The organism is uncultured Planktomarina sp., assembly GCA_943788425.1.
Classification (GTDB): domain Bacteria; phylum Pseudomonadota; class Alphaproteobacteria; order Rhodobacterales; family Rhodobacteraceae; genus Planktomarina.
This window is the reverse complement of record CALSQF010000001.1, coordinates 67581-84181: the sequence shown is the minus strand read 5'-3', so window position 1 is coordinate 84181 and position 16601 is coordinate 67581. Positions and strand designations below refer to the sequence as shown.

Annotated in this window: 17 protein-coding genes and 1 tRNA gene; 13 read left to right on the top strand and 5 right to left on the bottom strand. The window is 54.4% G+C overall.

Annotated features, from left to right (window positions below; genetic code table 11):
* The first annotated feature begins 67 nt into the window (after window positions 1-67).
* From cobA to ABLW18_RS00435, 3 genes are read left to right on the top strand one after another with little or no spacing between them, the layout of a single operon-like run.
* Window positions 68-919, top strand: coding sequence for a uroporphyrinogen-III C-methyltransferase (gene cobA / locus ABLW18_RS00445; protein WP_347822938.1), 852 nt, complete (start codon window positions 68-70; stop codon window positions 917-919).
* Window positions 916-2181 (top strand): cobyrinate a,c-diamide synthase, encoded by a 1266-nt coding sequence (locus tag ABLW18_RS00440; RefSeq protein ID WP_347822937.1) that lies wholly within the window; start codon window positions 916-918, stop codon window positions 2179-2181. Before cobA ends, ABLW18_RS00440 begins: the two co-directional genes overlap by 4 nt.
* Before the next feature lie 18 nt (window positions 2182-2199).
* Window positions 2200-3423: an MFS transporter gene (locus tag ABLW18_RS00435; protein ID WP_347822936.1), complete on the top strand. Its 1224-nt coding sequence runs from the start codon at window positions 2200-2202 to the stop codon at window positions 3421-3423.
* A 7-nt stretch (window positions 3424-3430) separates the two neighbouring features.
* Here the strand turns inward: ABLW18_RS00435 and ABLW18_RS00430 are convergent, their stop codons facing one another.
* Window positions 3431-4171 (bottom strand): squalene/phytoene synthase family protein, encoded by a 741-nt coding sequence (locus ABLW18_RS00430; protein WP_347822935.1) that lies wholly within the window; start codon window positions 4169-4171, stop codon window positions 3431-3433.
* On the bottom strand, window positions 4168-5532 hold the full coding sequence (cysS, locus tag ABLW18_RS00425; RefSeq protein ID WP_347822934.1) for a cysteine--tRNA ligase: 1365 nt from the start codon (window positions 5530-5532) through the stop codon (window positions 4168-4170). The genes ABLW18_RS00430 and cysS overlap by 4 nt, the downstream gene beginning before the upstream one ends.
* Before the next feature lie 192 nt (window positions 5533-5724).
* Here cysS and ABLW18_RS00420 point away from each other — a divergent pair, with 192 nt between their 5' ends.
* Together ABLW18_RS00420 and ABLW18_RS00415 are read left to right on the top strand one after the other, a co-directional pair.
* Window positions 5725-6918 carry a pyridoxal phosphate-dependent aminotransferase gene (locus ABLW18_RS00420; RefSeq protein ID WP_347822933.1) on the top strand — a complete coding sequence of 398 codons (1194 nt, stop codon included), beginning with the start codon at window positions 5725-5727 and terminating at the stop codon, window positions 6916-6918.
* A 194-nt stretch (window positions 6919-7112) separates the two neighbouring features.
* Entirely contained in the window at window positions 7113-8648 is a 1536-nt protein-coding gene (locus ABLW18_RS00415; RefSeq protein ID WP_347822932.1) for a trimethylamine methyltransferase family protein, read from the top strand.
* 19 nt (window positions 8649-8667) lie between these two features.
* On the opposite strand, the gene ABLW18_RS00410 is transcribed toward ABLW18_RS00415, so the two are convergent.
* Window positions 8668-10488: an ABC-F family ATP-binding cassette domain-containing protein gene (locus tag ABLW18_RS00410; RefSeq protein ID WP_347822931.1), complete on the bottom strand. Its 1821-nt coding sequence runs from the start codon at window positions 10486-10488 to the stop codon at window positions 8668-8670.
* A gap of 9 nt (window positions 10489-10497) precedes the next feature.
* Window positions 10498-10641: a hypothetical protein gene (locus tag ABLW18_RS00405; protein WP_347822930.1), complete on the bottom strand. Its 144-nt coding sequence runs from the start codon at window positions 10639-10641 to the stop codon at window positions 10498-10500.
* A 726-nt stretch (window positions 10642-11367) separates the two neighbouring features.
* Here ABLW18_RS00405 and msrB point away from each other — a divergent pair.
* Window positions 11368-11766, top strand: coding sequence for a peptide-methionine (R)-S-oxide reductase MsrB (msrB, locus tag ABLW18_RS00400; RefSeq protein ID WP_347822929.1), 399 nt, complete (start codon window positions 11368-11370; stop codon window positions 11764-11766).
* Here msrB and bamE read toward each other — a convergent pair.
* Window positions 11763-12212 (bottom strand): outer membrane protein assembly factor BamE, encoded by a 450-nt coding sequence (gene bamE, locus ABLW18_RS00395; RefSeq protein WP_347822928.1) that lies wholly within the window; start codon window positions 12210-12212, stop codon window positions 11763-11765. The genes msrB and bamE overlap by 4 nt on opposite strands.
* An 88-nt stretch (window positions 12213-12300) precedes the next feature.
* On the opposite strand from bamE, the gene ABLW18_RS00390 reads away from it, so the two are divergent.
* The 7 genes from ABLW18_RS00390 to ABLW18_RS00360 all read left to right on the top strand — a co-directional run bounded on the left by ABLW18_RS00390 (window position 12301) and on the right by ABLW18_RS00360 (window position 16558).
* Window positions 12301-12843: a DUF177 domain-containing protein gene (locus ABLW18_RS00390; protein WP_347822927.1), complete on the top strand. Its 543-nt coding sequence runs from the start codon at window positions 12301-12303 to the stop codon at window positions 12841-12843.
* Window positions 12844-13051: 208 nt separating this feature from the next.
* On the top strand, window positions 13052-13258 hold the full coding sequence (gene rpmF, locus ABLW18_RS00385; RefSeq protein WP_347822926.1) for a 50S ribosomal protein L32: 207 nt from the start codon (window positions 13052-13054) through the stop codon (window positions 13256-13258).
* A 29-nt stretch (window positions 13259-13287) separates the two neighbouring features.
* Entirely contained in the window at window positions 13288-14373 is a 1086-nt protein-coding gene (gene plsX / locus ABLW18_RS00380; protein WP_347822925.1) for a phosphate acyltransferase PlsX, read from the top strand.
* Window positions 14374-14375: 2 nt separating this feature from the next.
* Complete coding sequence (locus ABLW18_RS00375; protein WP_347822924.1) at window positions 14376-15338, top strand: beta-ketoacyl-ACP synthase III; 963 nt, start codon at window positions 14376-14378, stop codon at window positions 15336-15338.
* 80 nt (window positions 15339-15418) lie between these two features.
* On the top strand, window positions 15419-15721 hold the full coding sequence (gene ihfA, locus ABLW18_RS00370; protein WP_347822923.1) for an integration host factor subunit alpha: 303 nt from the start codon (window positions 15419-15421) through the stop codon (window positions 15719-15721).
* 5 nt (window positions 15722-15726) lie between these two features.
* Window positions 15727-16419 carry a MerR family transcriptional regulator gene (locus ABLW18_RS00365; protein ID WP_347822922.1) on the top strand — a complete coding sequence of 231 codons (693 nt, stop codon included), beginning with the start codon at window positions 15727-15729 and terminating at the stop codon, window positions 16417-16419.
* A gap of 62 nt (window positions 16420-16481) precedes the next feature.
* Window positions 16482-16558, top strand: a tRNA-Pro gene (locus ABLW18_RS00360).
* The last annotated feature ends 43 nt before the right edge of the window (window positions 16559-16601 follow it).

Here is a 16601-nt window from a genome sequence, read left to right as displayed (position 1 = left end):
GCCAATCACAAAGCGCGTGTCGCTTGCACTCTATTCTCTCCAGAGAATTTTCGCCATAAAGAGACCTATGAGCGATTCACTTCCCCTTACGAAAAACGCATGGCCCGAGCTGCGCCCGGGCTGGGTATGGCTTTGTGGTGCGGGACCTGGCGATCCCGGCCTTCTGACTTTGCATGGGCTCAACGCTTTGCGCCAAGCCGATGTTGTCGTCTATGATGCTTTGGTGGGTAAAGATATTTTATCCTGGGCCGGAACTGCCGAATTGATTTATGCCGGCAAACGGGGCGGCAAACCTTCGGCCAAACAACGCGATATTTCTTTGCATTTGGTGGAACTGGCCCGCGCGGGTAAACGGGTGCTGCGGCTCAAGGGCGGTGATCCCTTTGTCTTTGGCCGCGGCGGAGAGGAAGCACAAACGCTGGTTCAGCATGGGGTGCCCATCCGTATTATTCCCGGCATATCGGCCGGTATCGGCGGATTGGCCTATGCGGGAATTCCCGTGACCCACCGAGACGTCAACCAATCGGTCACATTTGTGACCGGTCACGACCAAACGGGTGATACGCCCGGATCCCTCGACTGGCGCGCCATCGCCCAAGGAAGCCAAGTAATCGTGATCTATATGGGCATGAAACATATCGCTCAAATTACACAACAGTTAATGGAGTCGGGCCGCAGCCCGTCCGAACCTGTGGCTTTTGTCACCTCCGCCACCTTAGATCATCAAAATGTCGTCGAAAGCACGCTCGGCACAGCAGTGGATGACGCCAAGGCCGCTGGCATAGAGCCGCCCGCAATTATCTGTATCGGGCGCTCGGTTCTCATGCGGCAGGTCTTGGATTGGCAATCTTTTGAGTCTGGCGCAGCACCGCGCAATCTAGATCCTTTGGATCGTGGACGCCCTGCGGAAAGCGCATGAGCCGCTTTATGGTTGCCGCACCAAGTTCGGGCGCCGGTAAAACCACAATAACGCTGGCACTTATGCGGCTTATGCAGCGGGCTCAGATTGAATTTCAGCCGGCAAAATCAGGCCCAGATTACATCGACCCTGGCTTTCATTCCGCAGCCGCGGGCACCCCTTCCGTGAACCTAGACGCCTGGGCTATGCCTGCGGATGTGATCCGCGCCCTGGCCGGTTCCGGCGGCCTGGTGGTAGAGGCTGCGATGGGGTTGTATGATGGCGCCGGCAGGGCGGGCAAAGGCTCCGCAGCAGACTTGGCTCACATTTTGGATATCCCAGTGATTTTGGTTGTTGATGCCGCCAAAACCGCCCATTCTATTGCCGCACTGGTAACAGGGTTCAGAGATTTTGACCCGCGGGTCACCGTAGCGGGTGTTATTCTCAACCGTGTCGCAAGCGCACGCCACCTCGATATGCTGACGCAGGCTTTGCGCGCGCAAAATATAAATATTTTTGGTCATTTAACGCGATCAGAGAGTTTTGCGCTGCCAGAACGTCATCTGGGCTTGGTTCAAGCTGGTGAAATCGATCAGCTGGAGCATTGGATCGATCACATTGCCGGCGCGCTGCAACCCAGTTTAGATTTGGCCGCGCTGTCAAAACTGACCGGTGCAGCCTGCACCTCTCACGCGCCCCTGCCCAAGCCGCCAGCGCAACATATCGCCATTGCCTCGGACCGCGCCTTTGCGTTTTGCTATCCGCACCAATTAAAAGCTTGGCGGGACGCTGGGGCGACGCTGTCTTTCTTCTCACCGCTGGCCGATGAGCCGGCGCCAAAAGCGGCGCAATATATTTTTCTGCCGGGCGGCTATCCGGAACTTCATGCGGGAAAATTGGCCAGCGCGGCTCAGTTTAAAGCATCGCTTGCGCATCATGCGGCAGTTGGAACACCCATCTATGGCGAATGTGGCGGCTACATGGTTTTGGGCAATGGATTGATCGATGCAAATGGGCAGCGCCACGAAATGCTTGGGCTTTTGCCTTTGGAAACCAGTTTTCAACACCGCAAATTGCATTTGGGCTACCGTCAGTTGACACCCTTGAGCGACCATTTCAACCGCCCCTTGATGGCCCATGAGTTTCACTACACCCGCACCTTAAAGGCTGCTGGCCCAGCTCTTTTTGCCGCAAAAGATGCCGATCACACCGATTTGGGCGAAATGGGGTTGCACGTTGGGCACACTTGCGGCTCTTTCGCTCATATCATTTCAGGCCATTGAGTCTCAAGGAAGTCAATCATGATACAAACCCTCCCCGACGACCGCCTGGCCAAACGCAATGTGGCGGTTCTGGTCGCAGCTCAAGCCATATTGGGCGGACAAATGACAATGATGTTTGTTGTCGGCGGATTGGCGGGTGGGATGTTAACAGGCAACCCTTGTTTCGCGACCTTACCGATTTCTCTGATCGTCTTTGGCTCGATGACCACGGCACCCTGGCTTTCGTCTTTGATGCAGAAATATGGCCGTAAAGCTGGATTTTTTATTGGAGCAATTGCCGGCGCGCTGGGGGCTGCGGTGTCAGCCTATGGACTCTATGTCGCCTCCTTTGCAATATTCCTTCTCGGCTCCTATATCTCGGGCATATACATGTCGGCGCAGGGATTTTATCGATTTGCCGCCACCGACACCGCTTCTGACAGCTTCCGCCCAAAGGCCATTTCCTTTGTTATGGCTGGCGGATTGATCTCAGCCATATTCGGGCCGCAGCTGAACAAATTGGTACAGGATGCGTCCGTCGTTCCGTTTCTCGGCAGTTACATGGCGATCATCGCACTTAATTTGGTGGGCATGTTTCTGTTTTTGCTACTACGCCTGCCCAATGGCACCGCCAAAGCACCCAACACCCAGGCGACACGCGGACCGCGCAGCCGCATGCAGCTGCTGCGCGATCCTTCAATCTTGGTCGCAATTGCCTGCGGTATGGTGGCCTATTCCTTAATGAATTTGGTGATGACCTCTACGCCTTTGGCCGTTGTTGGCTGTGGTTTAACCAAGAACAACGCCAATGATATTGTCTCGGCCCATGTGATCGCAATGTTCCTCCCATCGTTCTTTACCGGCCATCTGATCAGCCGGTTTGGTGTGGAAAAAATCATGGGCATCGGCCTGCTGATTTTAGGATCTGCTGGGCTTGTCGGCCTGAGCGGTATGGAGCTGGAAAATTTTTATGTCGCGCTCATCCTCCTTGGGGTGGGCTGGAACTTCGGGTTCATCGGCGCCACCACCCTGCTGACTCGCTCCCACGCCCCGCATGAAATAGGTCGGGTGCAGGGTATGAATGATGCCATCGTCTTTGGCTGCGTGACCATCGCCTCCATTGCCTCGGGTGGGCTCATGAACTGCAGCGGCGGCTCAGTGGTCACGGGTTGGGCCGCGGTCAATTACGCGATGGTGCCGTTTCTTTTATTGGCTGGTTCGGCTTTGCTGTGGCTGATCATGACGCAGAAACGCTGCGTCTAAACAGATTTTATCCGCAGCGCCAGGCGAGCCACCCCCGTGCCAGTGCCGCGCCAATGCGAAACTCCGGAATTGCCCCGACCTCCACGGCCCCCGGATTTTTTCGGACGAACTCTAACGTCCTGCGACAATAAGCGGTTTCGATCAACGCTGGTGAGCGGATAAAATCGCGCGTCATATCGAGCGCTTGGATACAGAGATCTCGGTAGATTTGAACCTTTTGATCCTCTGCCCAAACTGGAGTTTTGTGCTCTATCAACGCGGGAACCCCGCGCAAAAACCGCGCCAGCCCCAGCTGGGTGGCATGCGCATGCAGCGCCGAGAGATCTTCGGGCAAATCATCCAAAGCCTCAAGTGCCGCGAGCATGGGACCCAATGTGATCGTCTGCACATGGGCCAACACATCCGCCGCGGTGTTGAAACCTTCTTTATAGATGTCCCAACGGCGTGCCAAAACCATCGCATCGAGCGCCGCGGCCCCCTTGGGCCCTAAGACTGGCGCCAAAGCATCGACAACCTCATGTTTGCGCGGCCGGCCCGTCTCAATCTCTTCCAATACGTCACGCCACCATTGCAGGCGCATTTCTGCAATTATAGGTTCCTGCGTCAACCACGGTGCCCGCGCCACCTCAATGGAGGCGGCATAGACCGGTAAAAGCACCGCACGCGCCGCAATGGGGGCCGCCATGGCAGCGGAGAAGCGTTCCAGATCCGCGCGTGCAACGAGATTGGCGCAAGCCTGCAGACTCATTCGAGCAAATCCGGATTGAAGGCCTCAGTGATCACCGCCTCAGACAGGCCACCGGGCTTATCCACGACTTCGACGCCCGCGGCGCTTAACCGTGCGCGGATCGAATCTGCCGCCGCGAAATCGCGTGCGGCCTTGGCTTGCCTGCGAGCCTCGATCAGCGCCTCCACCTGTAAAGCCGCCCCACCTCCGGCTTGTTTGGGGCGCCACCAAGTCTCATCTGAGCCCAACAGGCCCAAAAATTGACCGGCTGCCAGAAGTGCCGTAACATCGCGGCCTTTGGCCAATTCATGCAACCTTGCCAAAGCCCCCGGTGTATTTAGATCGTTGGCGACATGGGCAAGAACATCACAATCCAGACCCGCAGGCTCTGCCTCTTGCACGAGCTCGTGCCATTTGCGCAAAGTGTTGGAAGCCTCATCCGCCTTCTTTTGGGTCCAATCCATCGGCTTGCCATAATGGGTCGACAGCAGAACAAAGCGGATCACCTCTCCAGGGATATCCTGGTCGAGCAAATCGCGCACAGTGAAGAAATTGCCCAGGGATTTGGACATTTTCTTACCCTCGACCTGCAACATTTCGTTGTGCATCCAGATCTGCGCAAAACTGCCCTCAGGATGGGCACAGCAGCTTTGCGCGATCTCATTCTCATGATGAGGAAACAGCAAATCATTGCCACCGCCATGAATATCGAAACTATGGCCAAAAAGCTCGTAAGACATCGCTGAACATTCGATATGCCAGCCTGGGCGTCCACGTCCCCAAGGACTGGACCAGCCCGGCGTTTGCGCGTCAGAAGGCTTCCAGAGAACAAAATCCATAGGATCGCGCTTGTAGGGTGCCACTTCCACCCTTGCGCCCGCAATCATGTCATCCACGCTCCGCCCCGATAGCGCACCATATTCGGGGCAACTGTTCACATCAAACAGCAGGTGTCCTTCGGCCGCATAGGCATGGCCCTTCGCGATGAGATCCTCAGACATAGAGATCATTTGCGCGATGTAATCGGTGGCACGCGGCATCACCGTGGGTTCAAGCGCTGCTAAAGCCCCCATATCTTCCAAATACCAGCCAATGGTTTCTTCTGTAATCTGCCCAATATCACGCCCGGTTTCAGCCGATTTCGCGTTTATTTTATCGTCAATATCGGTAAAATTTCGCGCATAGGTGACATGGTCAGTGCCATAGATCTCCCGCAGCAAACGAAACAGGCTATCAAATACAACAACCGCGCGGGCATTGCCCAAATGTGCACGATCATAGACGGTTGGTCCGCAGACATACATGCGCAAATTCTTGGGATCTAAGGGTACCAAAAGCTCTTTGCGGCGGGTTTTGCTATTGTGCAGCTTGATTTGGATCATCGTACATGTCCCAGAGTTACGGAAGGCATGGAAAAGAAGTGGTGGGACGCCATAATAGGGCGCATTTCACCGCGGCAGTCATAGTATGGTCAACAACGCCAAATCATAGGGCGTTTATATCGTTGTGCCCCCCGTCTTTCAATTGCTCAAAACCAATTTGACGAATCTATCGGCTTCAGGCCAAATTGTGGGATGGAAATAGCACAGCGCATGACCGCCCTGACCGGCGACGGATCCGATGGGTGGGATGTGTTTTACAAGGCGCGGGCTTTGAAAAAACAGGGCCATCCGATTGTTGAGTTGACCATCGGGGAGCATGACATTCGCACCCATATGAATATTTTGGTAGCAATGGGTCGGTCCGCCAAGGAGGGGCATACAGGCTACGCAGCTGTGCCGGGCACTGAGGGACTGCGCAACGCCGTGGCCCGCCGCATTGAGGCGCAGAGCGGCGTTCCCACGAGCGCGGAAAATATTTTGATCACGCCCGGGGGCCAATCTGCCCTATTTGCCGCCCATATGGCCGTGCTCAACCCCGGTGATATAGCGCTATATTGCGATCCCTATTACGCCACTTACCCCGGCACGATCCGTGGAACTGGCGCTATAGATCATGCGGTCCGATGCGATCCGGCCCATGACTTTCAGCCGCGCGCAGCCGATTTAGAGCCGGCAGCTAAGGGGGCGCGGTCTCTGCTGGTCAATTCGCCCAACAATCCGACTGGGGTGGTCTATGCCCGCGCCACATGGGAGACCATCGCGCAAACCTGTATCGCCCATAACCTATGGCTCATCTCCGATGAGGTCTATGATACCCAAGTCTGGCATGGCGCGCATATAAGCCCTCGAAGTCTTGAGGGGATGCAAGAGCGCAGCTTAGTAATTGGTTCTATGTCAAAGAGCCATGCCATGACGGGAAGCCGGATCGGATGGATTTGCGGGCCGGTGCCTGTGATTGAACATCTGACCAATTTAGCCACGCATACTACCTATGGGGTTCCAGGCTTTATACAAGATGCCGCAGAGTTTGCACTCGCCCAGGGCCAAGAGTTAGAGGATGAAGTGGCCGCACCCTTCCGGCGGCGGCGGCTCATCGCCCTTGATCTCTTGGCGCAGCAAAATATCGTGCGCGCTGTGCCCTGCTCAGGCGCGATGTATCTGATGCTAGACATGCGCGCCACCGGGCTAAGCGGTGAGACTTTCGCCCATGCTTTGCTTGATGCCCATCAAATTGCCGTCATGCCGGGCGAGAGCTTTGGTCAGGCCGCCGCCGGTCACATCCGCGTGGCCATGACCGTCGACGATGACCAGTTTTTCAAGGCCCTCACAATTTTAGTGGCATTTGCCACTAAAATTGGGCAGACAAAAGTCGTTTTTGAACCATAAGTCGCAAATGGAAAAGATTGTCGGTTTGGAGTTTTTAACTCTAAGGCATGATTTCGAGATTTAACACAGTTGGCTGGGTCTTCACCCTCACGGTGCGCACGATTGGGGCGAGCCGAGGACGCGCGGCGCGTGGGCGGCCGTGGCTCTAAACGGGCCTGCTTCTTTACTCTCAACCCCACTCCTAGGACTTCCCCATGACAGATACCCAAAACCGCCGCGCTGGTGGCCGGGCCGCGCGGAAAGCGGCCAGAGCGGCTCCCCTTACCGATGCTATGCGTCCCGTCCGCCCCGGTATGCAAGGCGGCACTTACAAACCACTCACTCAGTTGGATATGGAACGCATCAACGAGGCGGCGCTCATCGCCCTTGAAGAGATTGGTCTGGCCGACGCGCCACAGTCAGGCATTGATATCATGGTTGGCGCTGGCGCTATTCTTGGTGAGGATGGCCGATTGCGTTACCCGCGTGCCTTGATCCAAGATATGTTGGCTAAAGCCAATCGCGAAATCACTCTGAACGCGCGCAACCCGAAATACGATCTACACCTCGGCGAAAAGAAAGTACATTACGGCACCGCCGGGGCCGCTGTGCATATGGTTGACGTCCAAACCCGCAGTTATCGCGAATCGACCGTGCGGGATTTGCACAACGCTGCGCGCATTGTGGAGCATTTGAACAATATCCATTTCGTGCAAAGACCTATGGTGTGCCGCGATATTTTCGACAATCGAGAAATGGACCTCAACACGATATATGCTTGCGCCACTGGTACGGAAAAACACATCGGCACCTCCTTTACAGAGCCCGATTTTGTCGACGATGCTTTGGAAATGCTGCATATGATTGCTGGCGGAGAGGACAAATGGCGCGAGCGCCCCTTTGTGTCCAATTCCAATTGCTTCGTGGTACCACCCATGAAATTCGCCACTGAGAGCTGCCAGGTCATGGAGAAATGTATCGCTGGTGACATGCCTGTTCTGCTGCTCAGTGCCGGGCAAGCAGGCGCCACGGCCCCTGCGCCGATCGCCGGTGCGATTGTGCAGGCAGTGGCTGAATGTTTGGCGGGGTTGGTCTATGTCAACGCGATCAAGCCGGGCCATCCGGTCATATTCGGGACTTGGCCCTTCGTCTCGGATCTGCGCACTGGCGCCATGTCCGGCGGATCTGGTGAACAGGCCCTCCTCACTGCGGGCTGTGCGCAGATGCACCAATACTACGGTCTGCCTGGCGGCGCGGCGGCCGGCATTGCGGATGCGAAACTACCCGATATGCAAGCAGGATGGGAGCAAGCCATGTCGAACGTCATGGCCGGGTTGACCGGATTGAATATGGTCTACGAAGCCGCTGGCATGCACGCCTCCCTTCTGGGTTTTTGTCACGAATCCCTTATCTTGGCGGATGATTTGTTAGGTCAGGCCATGCGCTGCGTGCGCGGCATTGAGGTCAGTGAAGACACAGTGGGTTTGGATACCATGCGGGCTACCTGTTTGGGCGGGCCGGGCCATTATCTGGGCTCCGATCAAACCCTTTCTTTGATGCAAACTGAATATGTCTATCCGATCTTGGCGGATCGCAATTCCCCCAAAGAGTGGCAAGAAAAAAACCGGCCTGACCTGATCGAACAGGCAGTGGTTAGAAAAGAGGCCTTGATTGTGGCTCCAACACCGGCCGCCCTGCCGCCGGAGGTGGACGCTCAAATTCGCCAGCGCTTCAAAATTCATCTAAATTGAGCGGAAGATCGCGGGCGGATTATCCGCCCGCTTTTTCTTCCAATTCAAGCCATTGCGCCTCTGCCCGCGTCAAAGCCTCCTGCCGCTCGAGCAAGAGCGTGGTGGCTTTATTGAATTTTACTGGCTGCTCGGTAAAGAGATTTGGTTGACCCAGCAGATCTTCTAATTTCATAATTTCAGCTTCCATCCGGGCAATTTCAGCTGGCAAAGCCTCCAAGCGATGTTTTTCGGTGAACGACAGCGCGGTTTTCGCCCCTGCCGTCTCCGTCTCCCTATTCGGTCTGGTCGCGTTTGGTTTCGTCGTTTGCTTGGCTGCTTTGCTGAGCTTGGCACTGGGTTTTTGTGCCTGATAATCGCTCCAACCGCCGGCATAGACAGTGGCCTTGCCACCGGGCTCAAGAGCAATCGTTGTAGTGGCGACACGATCCAAAAAGTCGCGGTCATGACTGACCAGCAAAACCGTGCCATCGTAGTCGCCCAAAACATCTTGAAGCAGATCTAAGGTCTCTATGTCGAGATCGTTGGTCGGCTCGTCTAGAATCAGCAAGTTGCTTTCCTGGGCCATCAAACGGGCCAGCAAAAGCCGCGCTTTCTCGCCCCCTGACAGTGCCCGCACTGGCGCGCGCATTTGCTCCTCGGCAAAGAGGAAATCCTTGAGATACCCCACCACATGTTTCGGTGTGCCCCGCACCATTATTTGATCGGAACGACCGGAGATCGCCATGGTCGGATCGCTGGTCAACGCTTCCCACAGGCTAAGATTGGGATCCAATCGCGCGCGGCCTTGATCGAATACGGCAATTTGCAGATTCGTACCCAGCCTCACGCTGCCCCGGTCGGGCGCCTGCTCGCCCAAAAGGGTTTTGATCAATGAGGTTTTGCCGACCCCATTCGGGCCAATAAGCGCCACGCGATCTTTGCGTTGAACCGTCAGTGAAAAATCTTTCAAAATCTCCAATTCGCCGAAGGCCAGATCCAGGTTTTTAGCCTCAATCACCTTGGCCCCAGATTTTTGGCCCGAATCAAACGCCATGGCGGCCGTAGTTTGCCGGTTAATTTGCGCAGCACGTTCGGCGCGCAACTCGCCCAAAGCACGCACTCGCCCCTGATTGCGTTTTCGCCGAGCCGAGATGCCCTCGACCGCCCAGCGGGCCTCAGCTTTGATTTTGCGATTGAGCTTGTGCCGCTGTTGATCTTCTTCCTCCCAGGTTTTGTCGCGCCAGGCTTCAAAACTTCCAAACCCGTGCTCAAGGCGGCGAACCGCACCTCGATCGATCCACAGGGTGGCACGGGTTAAAGCTGTCAGAAAGGCGCGGTCATGGGAGATCACTACAAAACTGTTTCGGCTCTCACGCAAAGTGGTTTCCAGCCAGGAAATCGCCTCAATATCAAGGTGGTTGGTCGGCTCATCCAACAGCATCAATTCGGGATCTTCTGCCATCAACTTTGCCAAAGCCGCTCGCCGCCGCTCACCACCAGAGGCGGTTTTCACTGGGCGATCTGGGTCAAACTTCAACCCTTCTGCGGCAATCTCAACCTTATAGTGCTCGGCGATGTCCAGCGCTGAAAGGGCAAAATCTCCCAGAGTTTCAAACTGTGATAAATCAGGATCTTGCTCCATATAGCCGACACTTACGCCCGGCGGGATCACTCGGTGTCCGGTATCGGCCTCAACTAAGCCGGCCATAACCTTCATCAAAGTAGATTTGCCTGAACCATTGCGCCCCACCAACGAGATACGATCGCCCGTCTGAACGACGAAGCCGAGATCAGAAAAGATCGGATGACCGCCAAAGGTCAACGAAATCTCGGAGAGTTGGATCAAAGGAGCACGTGCCATAGCCCGCAGCTAGGCGCTCAGGGCCGCGGCGTCAATGCGCTGCAAGGATTGCCACAAACGCTGGGCTCTTTTTTGTGGAACTTGTGCCACGTTTACCCCGGTAAAGAGCAATTTGGTTCCAAAATCTGCATCGATGACTGCGTGATCGCTCACTTTTCCACCAAGGCTGAAATAGGCCCGCAACAGAGGCGGTTAATCGGTCACACTGCCACGCTTGGGGGTGTCCAATGCCTCAAGCAAAGAATAACCGCCATGAAAAACGGGGCGCCAACTGGTCGGCGCGACATGGTTGTTGCGATAAAGATAGCGAAAGGTCGCTCTATGCGCGGCCGGGCGCTTGCCTTTAAATGAACTGCACCCAAACAGAAACGATACATTTTTTTGATCGACCAGCTGCGTGACAACGCCCCAGGCCTAACGAAAACATCAAAATTTCCCCACAAATTTCCATGGAGTGGATCAATGGCAAAGCGCACCAATTCCAACAGGGGCCGGTCATATATAGCAAGCGGCAACAGATCAAAAAATTGCGGCCGCACCATTCGGAAAAATTTTAAGCCTTAAACATCCCAATATCGTATTTTTATCAAAACATTTAATGCAAAAATTTAGGTCAGTTTCGTCCCAAATATCACGACCTTCCCTCTGCATTTCACCGCGAAAAATCGCCGCGCGAAACCGCCAAACCTTCCGCAGGCTCCGCTCAGATTGGCACAGCTCAACCTTGAGACCACCGCAGCTAAAATTTTGGAATTGAAGCTCTGCGCGCCCCATGGTTTATAACTATCCATTTGTAAAATAATAACATCAATTTAGTATGCAATCCGCTGGTACACTAAAGTTAAATGCGTATGATTGGGTAAACTGTTTGGAGGTTCTATGGTTGATATCGTAAAATCGGATCGGGAGTGGCAGGAAATGCTGTCCCCATTGGCCTATAAGGTCACGCGGAAACATGGCACGGAACGGGCGTTTAGCCATGACGATTTTCCGAAAGAGGCAGGTTACTTTTCCTGCGTATGCTGCGGCACGCCTCTGTTTTCGCAAGATGATAAGTTCGATAGTGGTACGGGTTGGCCGTCCTTTACCCAGCCCATGGCTGGAGCACCTATTGGTGAAAGTATTGACAACTCGTGGTTCTCCACCCGCACCGAGGTGCATTGCGCAGCCTGTGCTGCACATTTGGGTCATGTCTTCCCAGATGGGCCCGCGCCGACTGGCTTGAGATATTGTATGAACGGCGTTGCGCTCACCTTTCACGGTGATGAGGCAGATTAAGGTTCGCTTAAAATGTCACTGGCATCAAAGCGGCCGATGTTGCCAAGCAATTGCTGCAGGAAGGTAATTTCTTCCGTACCACCATCGGTCACGCGCCGCGTCACGGCCACAACCTCACCATCCTCAAGACCGTAACGGCTGATGTTTGTAACAACCTCAGCCGAATCCAATGCCACGGCCACGATGTCGCGGGAAATGGGCTTGGAAGGGTTCATCCCATAGTGCCGCCAGCGGCTTGAAATATAGTAGAGGCGGCCTGTTTCTGTGTCCGAAATCGTGGGTACGCCCAATGTTTCTTCTGCAGTTGCACGCGTATCCACCCCGACCACAAGATTCGCCAGCTGCTTGTCAGACGGCGTGTAGCCATGATTGCGGTAGACCGGCGTGCATGAAATAATAGCAAAAAGACAGAACCCGACCACAATGGTCTTTGTTTTATTTAGCATGAGTGTCCCTGTTCTCTTGCGAGACGAGCGCTCGCCAATTATGTCTATGGTAGCGAAGCCGAAAAATGAATTCAAGGATGGAGCGCAAATGCCGCCGAACCATACTCACCCACGTCTGGAGTTGAAACACCTCATACAAAACAGAGGCGTTAACTTCGATCTGGCGCTGTCTGAGGCGGAGATTGCCACGATTGTAACGCAATTGGACCTCCTAAGCCTACGAAAAATAAAATTTTCAGGCACAATTTTGCCGATCGGCAAGGGTGATTGGCGGCTATCTGGAGAGTTGGGCGCTACGGTGGAGCAGGCCTGCAGCCTGACCCTCACCCCTGTGCGCAGCCGGATCGACACCGGGGTGACGCGTAATTTTCGAAAATCGCCAATTGCCTTGAACCAGACGGGTCCAGAACATGAAATTCCAGAGGATGACAGTGAGGATCAGTTGGAATATATCATTGATATCGAAGGAATATTTTGTGAAACACTGTCGCTTGCCCTGCCCGATTATCCCCGCGCAGAGGGGGCCGAGCTGACCAGTGCCGAATTTGGCCCACCCGGTGTGACGCCACTGACCGATGAGGCGGCCAGACCCTTTTCTGCGCTAGCAGGTTTAAAGGATAAACTCCATTAACTGCTTGGTGAAACGGAGGTTTGCTGATTTTTTTTGAAAAATCGCAGGAAATATATAAGATTGGCGCTGTTTGGGGCTTGAAATAAAACTCAATACAAGTATGCAAGCGCAACTTAAGGTGCCGAGCTGGGCTCTGTACTTTTGTTTGGCAGCATTGCGCCAAATTCGGTATTAACAGGGCATAGCGCCCCTAGTTTGAGGTTGTGACATGGCTGTCCCAAAAAGTAAGATTACACGGAGCCGTCGTGGCATGCGACGCTCACATGACGCACTTGTTGCGGCGAACCCAAATGAATGCACAAACTGCGGAGAGCTTAAGCGCCCGCATCACGTTTGCGCAGCTTGCGGCCATTATGATGACCGCGAAGTAATCGTGACAACCGAAGAAGTAGATCTCGACGAAGACGCGGCATAAGCGCCCGTATTCGAAGGGAATACATTTCAATGTCGGACACCCAACCCATTGCAAGTGGACCCAACTCTAATGTTGTCGTATCCGTTGACGCCATGGGGGGAGACAAAGGGTCCGGTGTGATTATCGCCGGACTTTTGCGTGCCGTGCACAAGCATTCCAATATTCGCTTTTTGGTGCATGGCCCCGAAGATATTCTGAAGCCTCTGATTGATAAGCATGATCTTGAAGAATTTTGCACCATTGTGCATGCCGAGCGTACGGTTTCCATGGATGACAAACCAAGCCAGGTGATGCGCCATGGCAAGGGAACCTCGATGTGGTCGGCCGTGACCTCTGTCAAACAACAAGAGGCCGATGCCTGTGTCTCTTGCGGCAATACGGGCGCTTTGATGGCCATTTCGATGGTGCGGTTGCGCAAATTGGCCGGAATTAATCGGCCCGCGATTGCGATTCTTTGGCCGTCTTTCGGTCCCAACGGATCCAATGTGATGCTCGATGTGGGCGCAGATGTGCGCGCGGATGAAAACGATTTGTTGCAATTTGCCCTGATGGGCGCCTCTTATTCGCGCAATGGCTTTGCTGTGAAACGGCCAAGGGTTGGTCTGCTGAATGTGGGCACGGAAGAGCATAAAGGCCGCGCCGAACTGAAGGCGGCACATGACCTGATCAAGGAATCGGCTGAAACTGGACAATTTGAATTCCTGGGCTTTGTCGAAGGTGGGGATATTCCGTCGGACCGAGTCGATGTGATTGTAACCGATGGGTTTACAGGCAATGTTGCGCTGAAAACCGCCGAAGGCACCGCGAGCTTCATCGGCACCGCCTTACGTCAATCGTTTAAACATAATTTGCTCTCAAAACTCTCAGCGATCCTAGCTTATGGTCCGTTAAGCCGTCTCAAACGAACCACAGATCCACGCCGGGTCAATGGCGGGGTTTTCTTGGGGCTCAATGGCACTGTGGTGAAATCCCATGGCGCGGCGGACGCAACAGGAGTTGCGGCGGCGATCGGCCTGGCCTATCGTTTAGGCTCAGCCAAGTTTAGCACCAAGCTTGCCGCGCGCGTAGCTTCGGTCAACGGGTTCGCAGAGGACCACGAAGAAGACGGGAACTAACGATGCGTAGAGCGGTTGTTGAATCTATTGGCCACTACCTGCCCGAACGCGTGGTGGAAAATGCTGAATTTGAAGAAACATTGGATACCAATGATGCCTGGATCCGCAGTCGCACAGGTATCGAACGCCGCCATTTCGCAGCTGACGGGGAAACAACCTCTGATATGGGCATCAAGGCCGCTCAATCGGCTTTGGCCAATGCAGGGTGCAGCGTTGCGGACGTCGATGCGATTATTCTGGCGACCTCAACCGCCGATCTCACCTTTCCCTCCGCTGCCACCATGGTTCAGCATGGGCTTGGTATGAACCATGGGTTCGCCTTTGATGTGCAAGCGGTCTGTGCGGGGTTTGTGTTTGCCTTGAACACCGCAAATTCCATGATTGCCAGTGGCCAGGCTAATCGCATTTTGGTGATCGGTGGGGAGACCTTCTCAAAATTGATGGATTGGACCGATCGGGGAACCTGCGTCTTATTTGGCGATGGAGCCGGCGCTATGTTGATTGCTGCGCAGCAGGATGAAACCTCGGATCGCGGAATCCTAGCCACTGCGCTTCGCTCAGATGGGCGTTACAAAGATATCCTATACGTCGATGGCGGTGTATCCATGCAAACCACAGGGCACCTGCGCATGCAGGGCAAGGAGGTTTTTCGTCATGCGGTCGAGAAGCTGTCAAACACGGCGCTTGAGGCAATTGAAGCGGCCGGGCTGACCACGGACGATGTGGATTGGATCGTGCCACATCAAGCTAACAAACGCATTTTGGAAGGAATGTCCAAACGCCTCAAAGTCCCCATGGACCGAGTCGTCATGACCGTGAACAACCATGGCAACACCTCAGCCGCTTCTATTCCTCTTGCAATGGCAGTGGCGGCCCAGGATAAACGCATCAAACAAGGCGATATTGTGGTCATCGGCGCTATTGGCGGCGGTTTGGCCTGGGGAACCGCGGTTATTCGCTGGTAAATGACAGCATATCAGGACTTTTAGTTGCCAAGGCTTATTATCTCTTTATAATTATAGTGTAGTAACAAGGGGGAACATAAATGGCGTCGAACACACTCACACGAATGGATCTCAGTGAAGCGGTTTTCCGCGAAGTCGGATTGTCGCGCAACGAGTCGGCCGATTTGGTTGAATCCGTTTTGAAGCATATTTCAGACGCATTGGTCGCAGGCGAGTCTGTAAAAATTTCATCTTTTGGAACATTTGGCATTCGCGATAAATCCGCGCGTATCGGCCGCAATCCGAAAACCGGTGAAGAGGCGCCCATCACGCCGCGCAGGGTTTTGACCTTTCGCCCCTCTCATTTGATGAAAGACCAGGTTGCCAAAGGCAACAAAGGGTAATCATCGTGGCCAAATCGCCGGATGCTTTCAGAACCATAAGCGAGGTTGCGACATGGCTTGGGACGCAAGCGCATGTGCTGCGATTTTGGGAAAGTAAGTTTGACGCTGTCGCCCCAGTGCAACGCACTGGGGGGCGGCGCTACTATCGCTTAGAGGATATGCTGTTGCTTGGAGGGATAAAGTTTTTACTCCACGAACAGGGCATGACCATCAAGTCCGTGAAAAATTTGATAAAGAAACAGGGTATTGCGCATGTGCAAAGCTTCTCGCCTCCCATATTGAGCACCCCAAAACAGAAAAATCCACCCGCCCAGACCGGCCAAACAAAAGAACCTACGCCGGCACAAAATGTGGTTGATTTACAGTTTGATCCAGTAAGATTGAGCCAATCTGTTTTACTGAGCGTGCGCGAGGAGCAGGCAGAGGATGACGAGCAGCTTGTGTTGTTTCCAGAATTGGCAGAGGCGCCGCCGCCGGCTCAAACAGAAGTCACGCCGATGCACCCCAATCCAGCCCCCGTCCGGGCATTGGGCACAGATTGCCCGGCAGAGGATGCAGAGGTCAACAGTTTCCCGAGCAACGCCGGGCTGATAACTCAAGCTCTTTGGGCGAATAGTAGAGCAAGAAGCGCCGCCCTTCAGTCGTCACCAGATCTTGTCGACAGATTGCGCGCTTTACATGCAAAGATGAGCGCATAAGTGAAATTCGAACACATAATACGCTTGCTCCCGTCGCCGGGATTGATATACGGCCTCATGTTCGGGCTATGGCGCAGCCTGGTAGCGCGTCCGTCTGGGGGACGGAAGGTCGCAGGTTCGAGTCCTGCTAGCCCGACCAAAAAACAACCGCCCTGCCCCCAGGCATGGGCGGTTTTTTGAAC

Coding starts and splice junctions, on each gene's coding strand:
- ihfA (WP_347822923.1), top strand. CDS start 15,419: ATGGCGTCGAACACACTCACACGAATGGATCTCAGTGAAGCGGTTTTC.
- msrB (WP_347822929.1), top strand. CDS start 11,368: ATGGTTGATATCGTAAAATCGGATCGGGAGTGGCAGGAAATGCTGTCC.
- ABLW18_RS00430 (WP_347822935.1), bottom strand. CDS start 4,171: ATGAGTCTGCAGGCTTGCGCCAATCTCGTTGCACGCGCGGATCTGGAA.
- ABLW18_RS00375 (WP_347822924.1), top strand. CDS start 14,376: ATGCGTAGAGCGGTTGTTGAATCTATTGGCCACTACCTGCCCGAACGC.
- cobA (WP_347822938.1), top strand. CDS start 68: ATGAGCGATTCACTTCCCCTTACGAAAAACGCATGGCCCGAGCTGCGC.
- bamE (WP_347822928.1), bottom strand. CDS start 12,212: ATGCTAAATAAAACAAAGACCATTGTGGTCGGGTTCTGTCTTTTTGCT.
- ABLW18_RS00440 (WP_347822937.1), top strand. CDS start 916: ATGAGCCGCTTTATGGTTGCCGCACCAAGTTCGGGCGCCGGTAAAACC.
- ABLW18_RS00390 (WP_347822927.1), top strand. CDS start 12,301: ATGCCGCCGAACCATACTCACCCACGTCTGGAGTTGAAACACCTCATA.
- ABLW18_RS00415 (WP_347822932.1), top strand. CDS start 7,113: ATGACAGATACCCAAAACCGCCGCGCTGGTGGCCGGGCCGCGCGGAAA.
- ABLW18_RS00410 (WP_347822931.1), bottom strand. CDS start 10,488: ATGGCACGTGCTCCTTTGATCCAACTCTCCGAGATTTCGTTGACCTTT.
- ABLW18_RS00435 (WP_347822936.1), top strand. CDS start 2,200: ATGATACAAACCCTCCCCGACGACCGCCTGGCCAAACGCAATGTGGCG.
- plsX (WP_347822925.1), top strand. CDS start 13,288: ATGTCGGACACCCAACCCATTGCAAGTGGACCCAACTCTAATGTTGTC.
- rpmF (WP_347822926.1), top strand. CDS start 13,052: ATGGCTGTCCCAAAAAGTAAGATTACACGGAGCCGTCGTGGCATGCGA.
- ABLW18_RS00420 (WP_347822933.1), top strand. CDS start 5,725: ATGGAAATAGCACAGCGCATGACCGCCCTGACCGGCGACGGATCCGAT.
- cysS (WP_347822934.1), bottom strand. CDS start 5,532: ATGATCCAAATCAAGCTGCACAATAGCAAAACCCGCCGCAAAGAGCTT.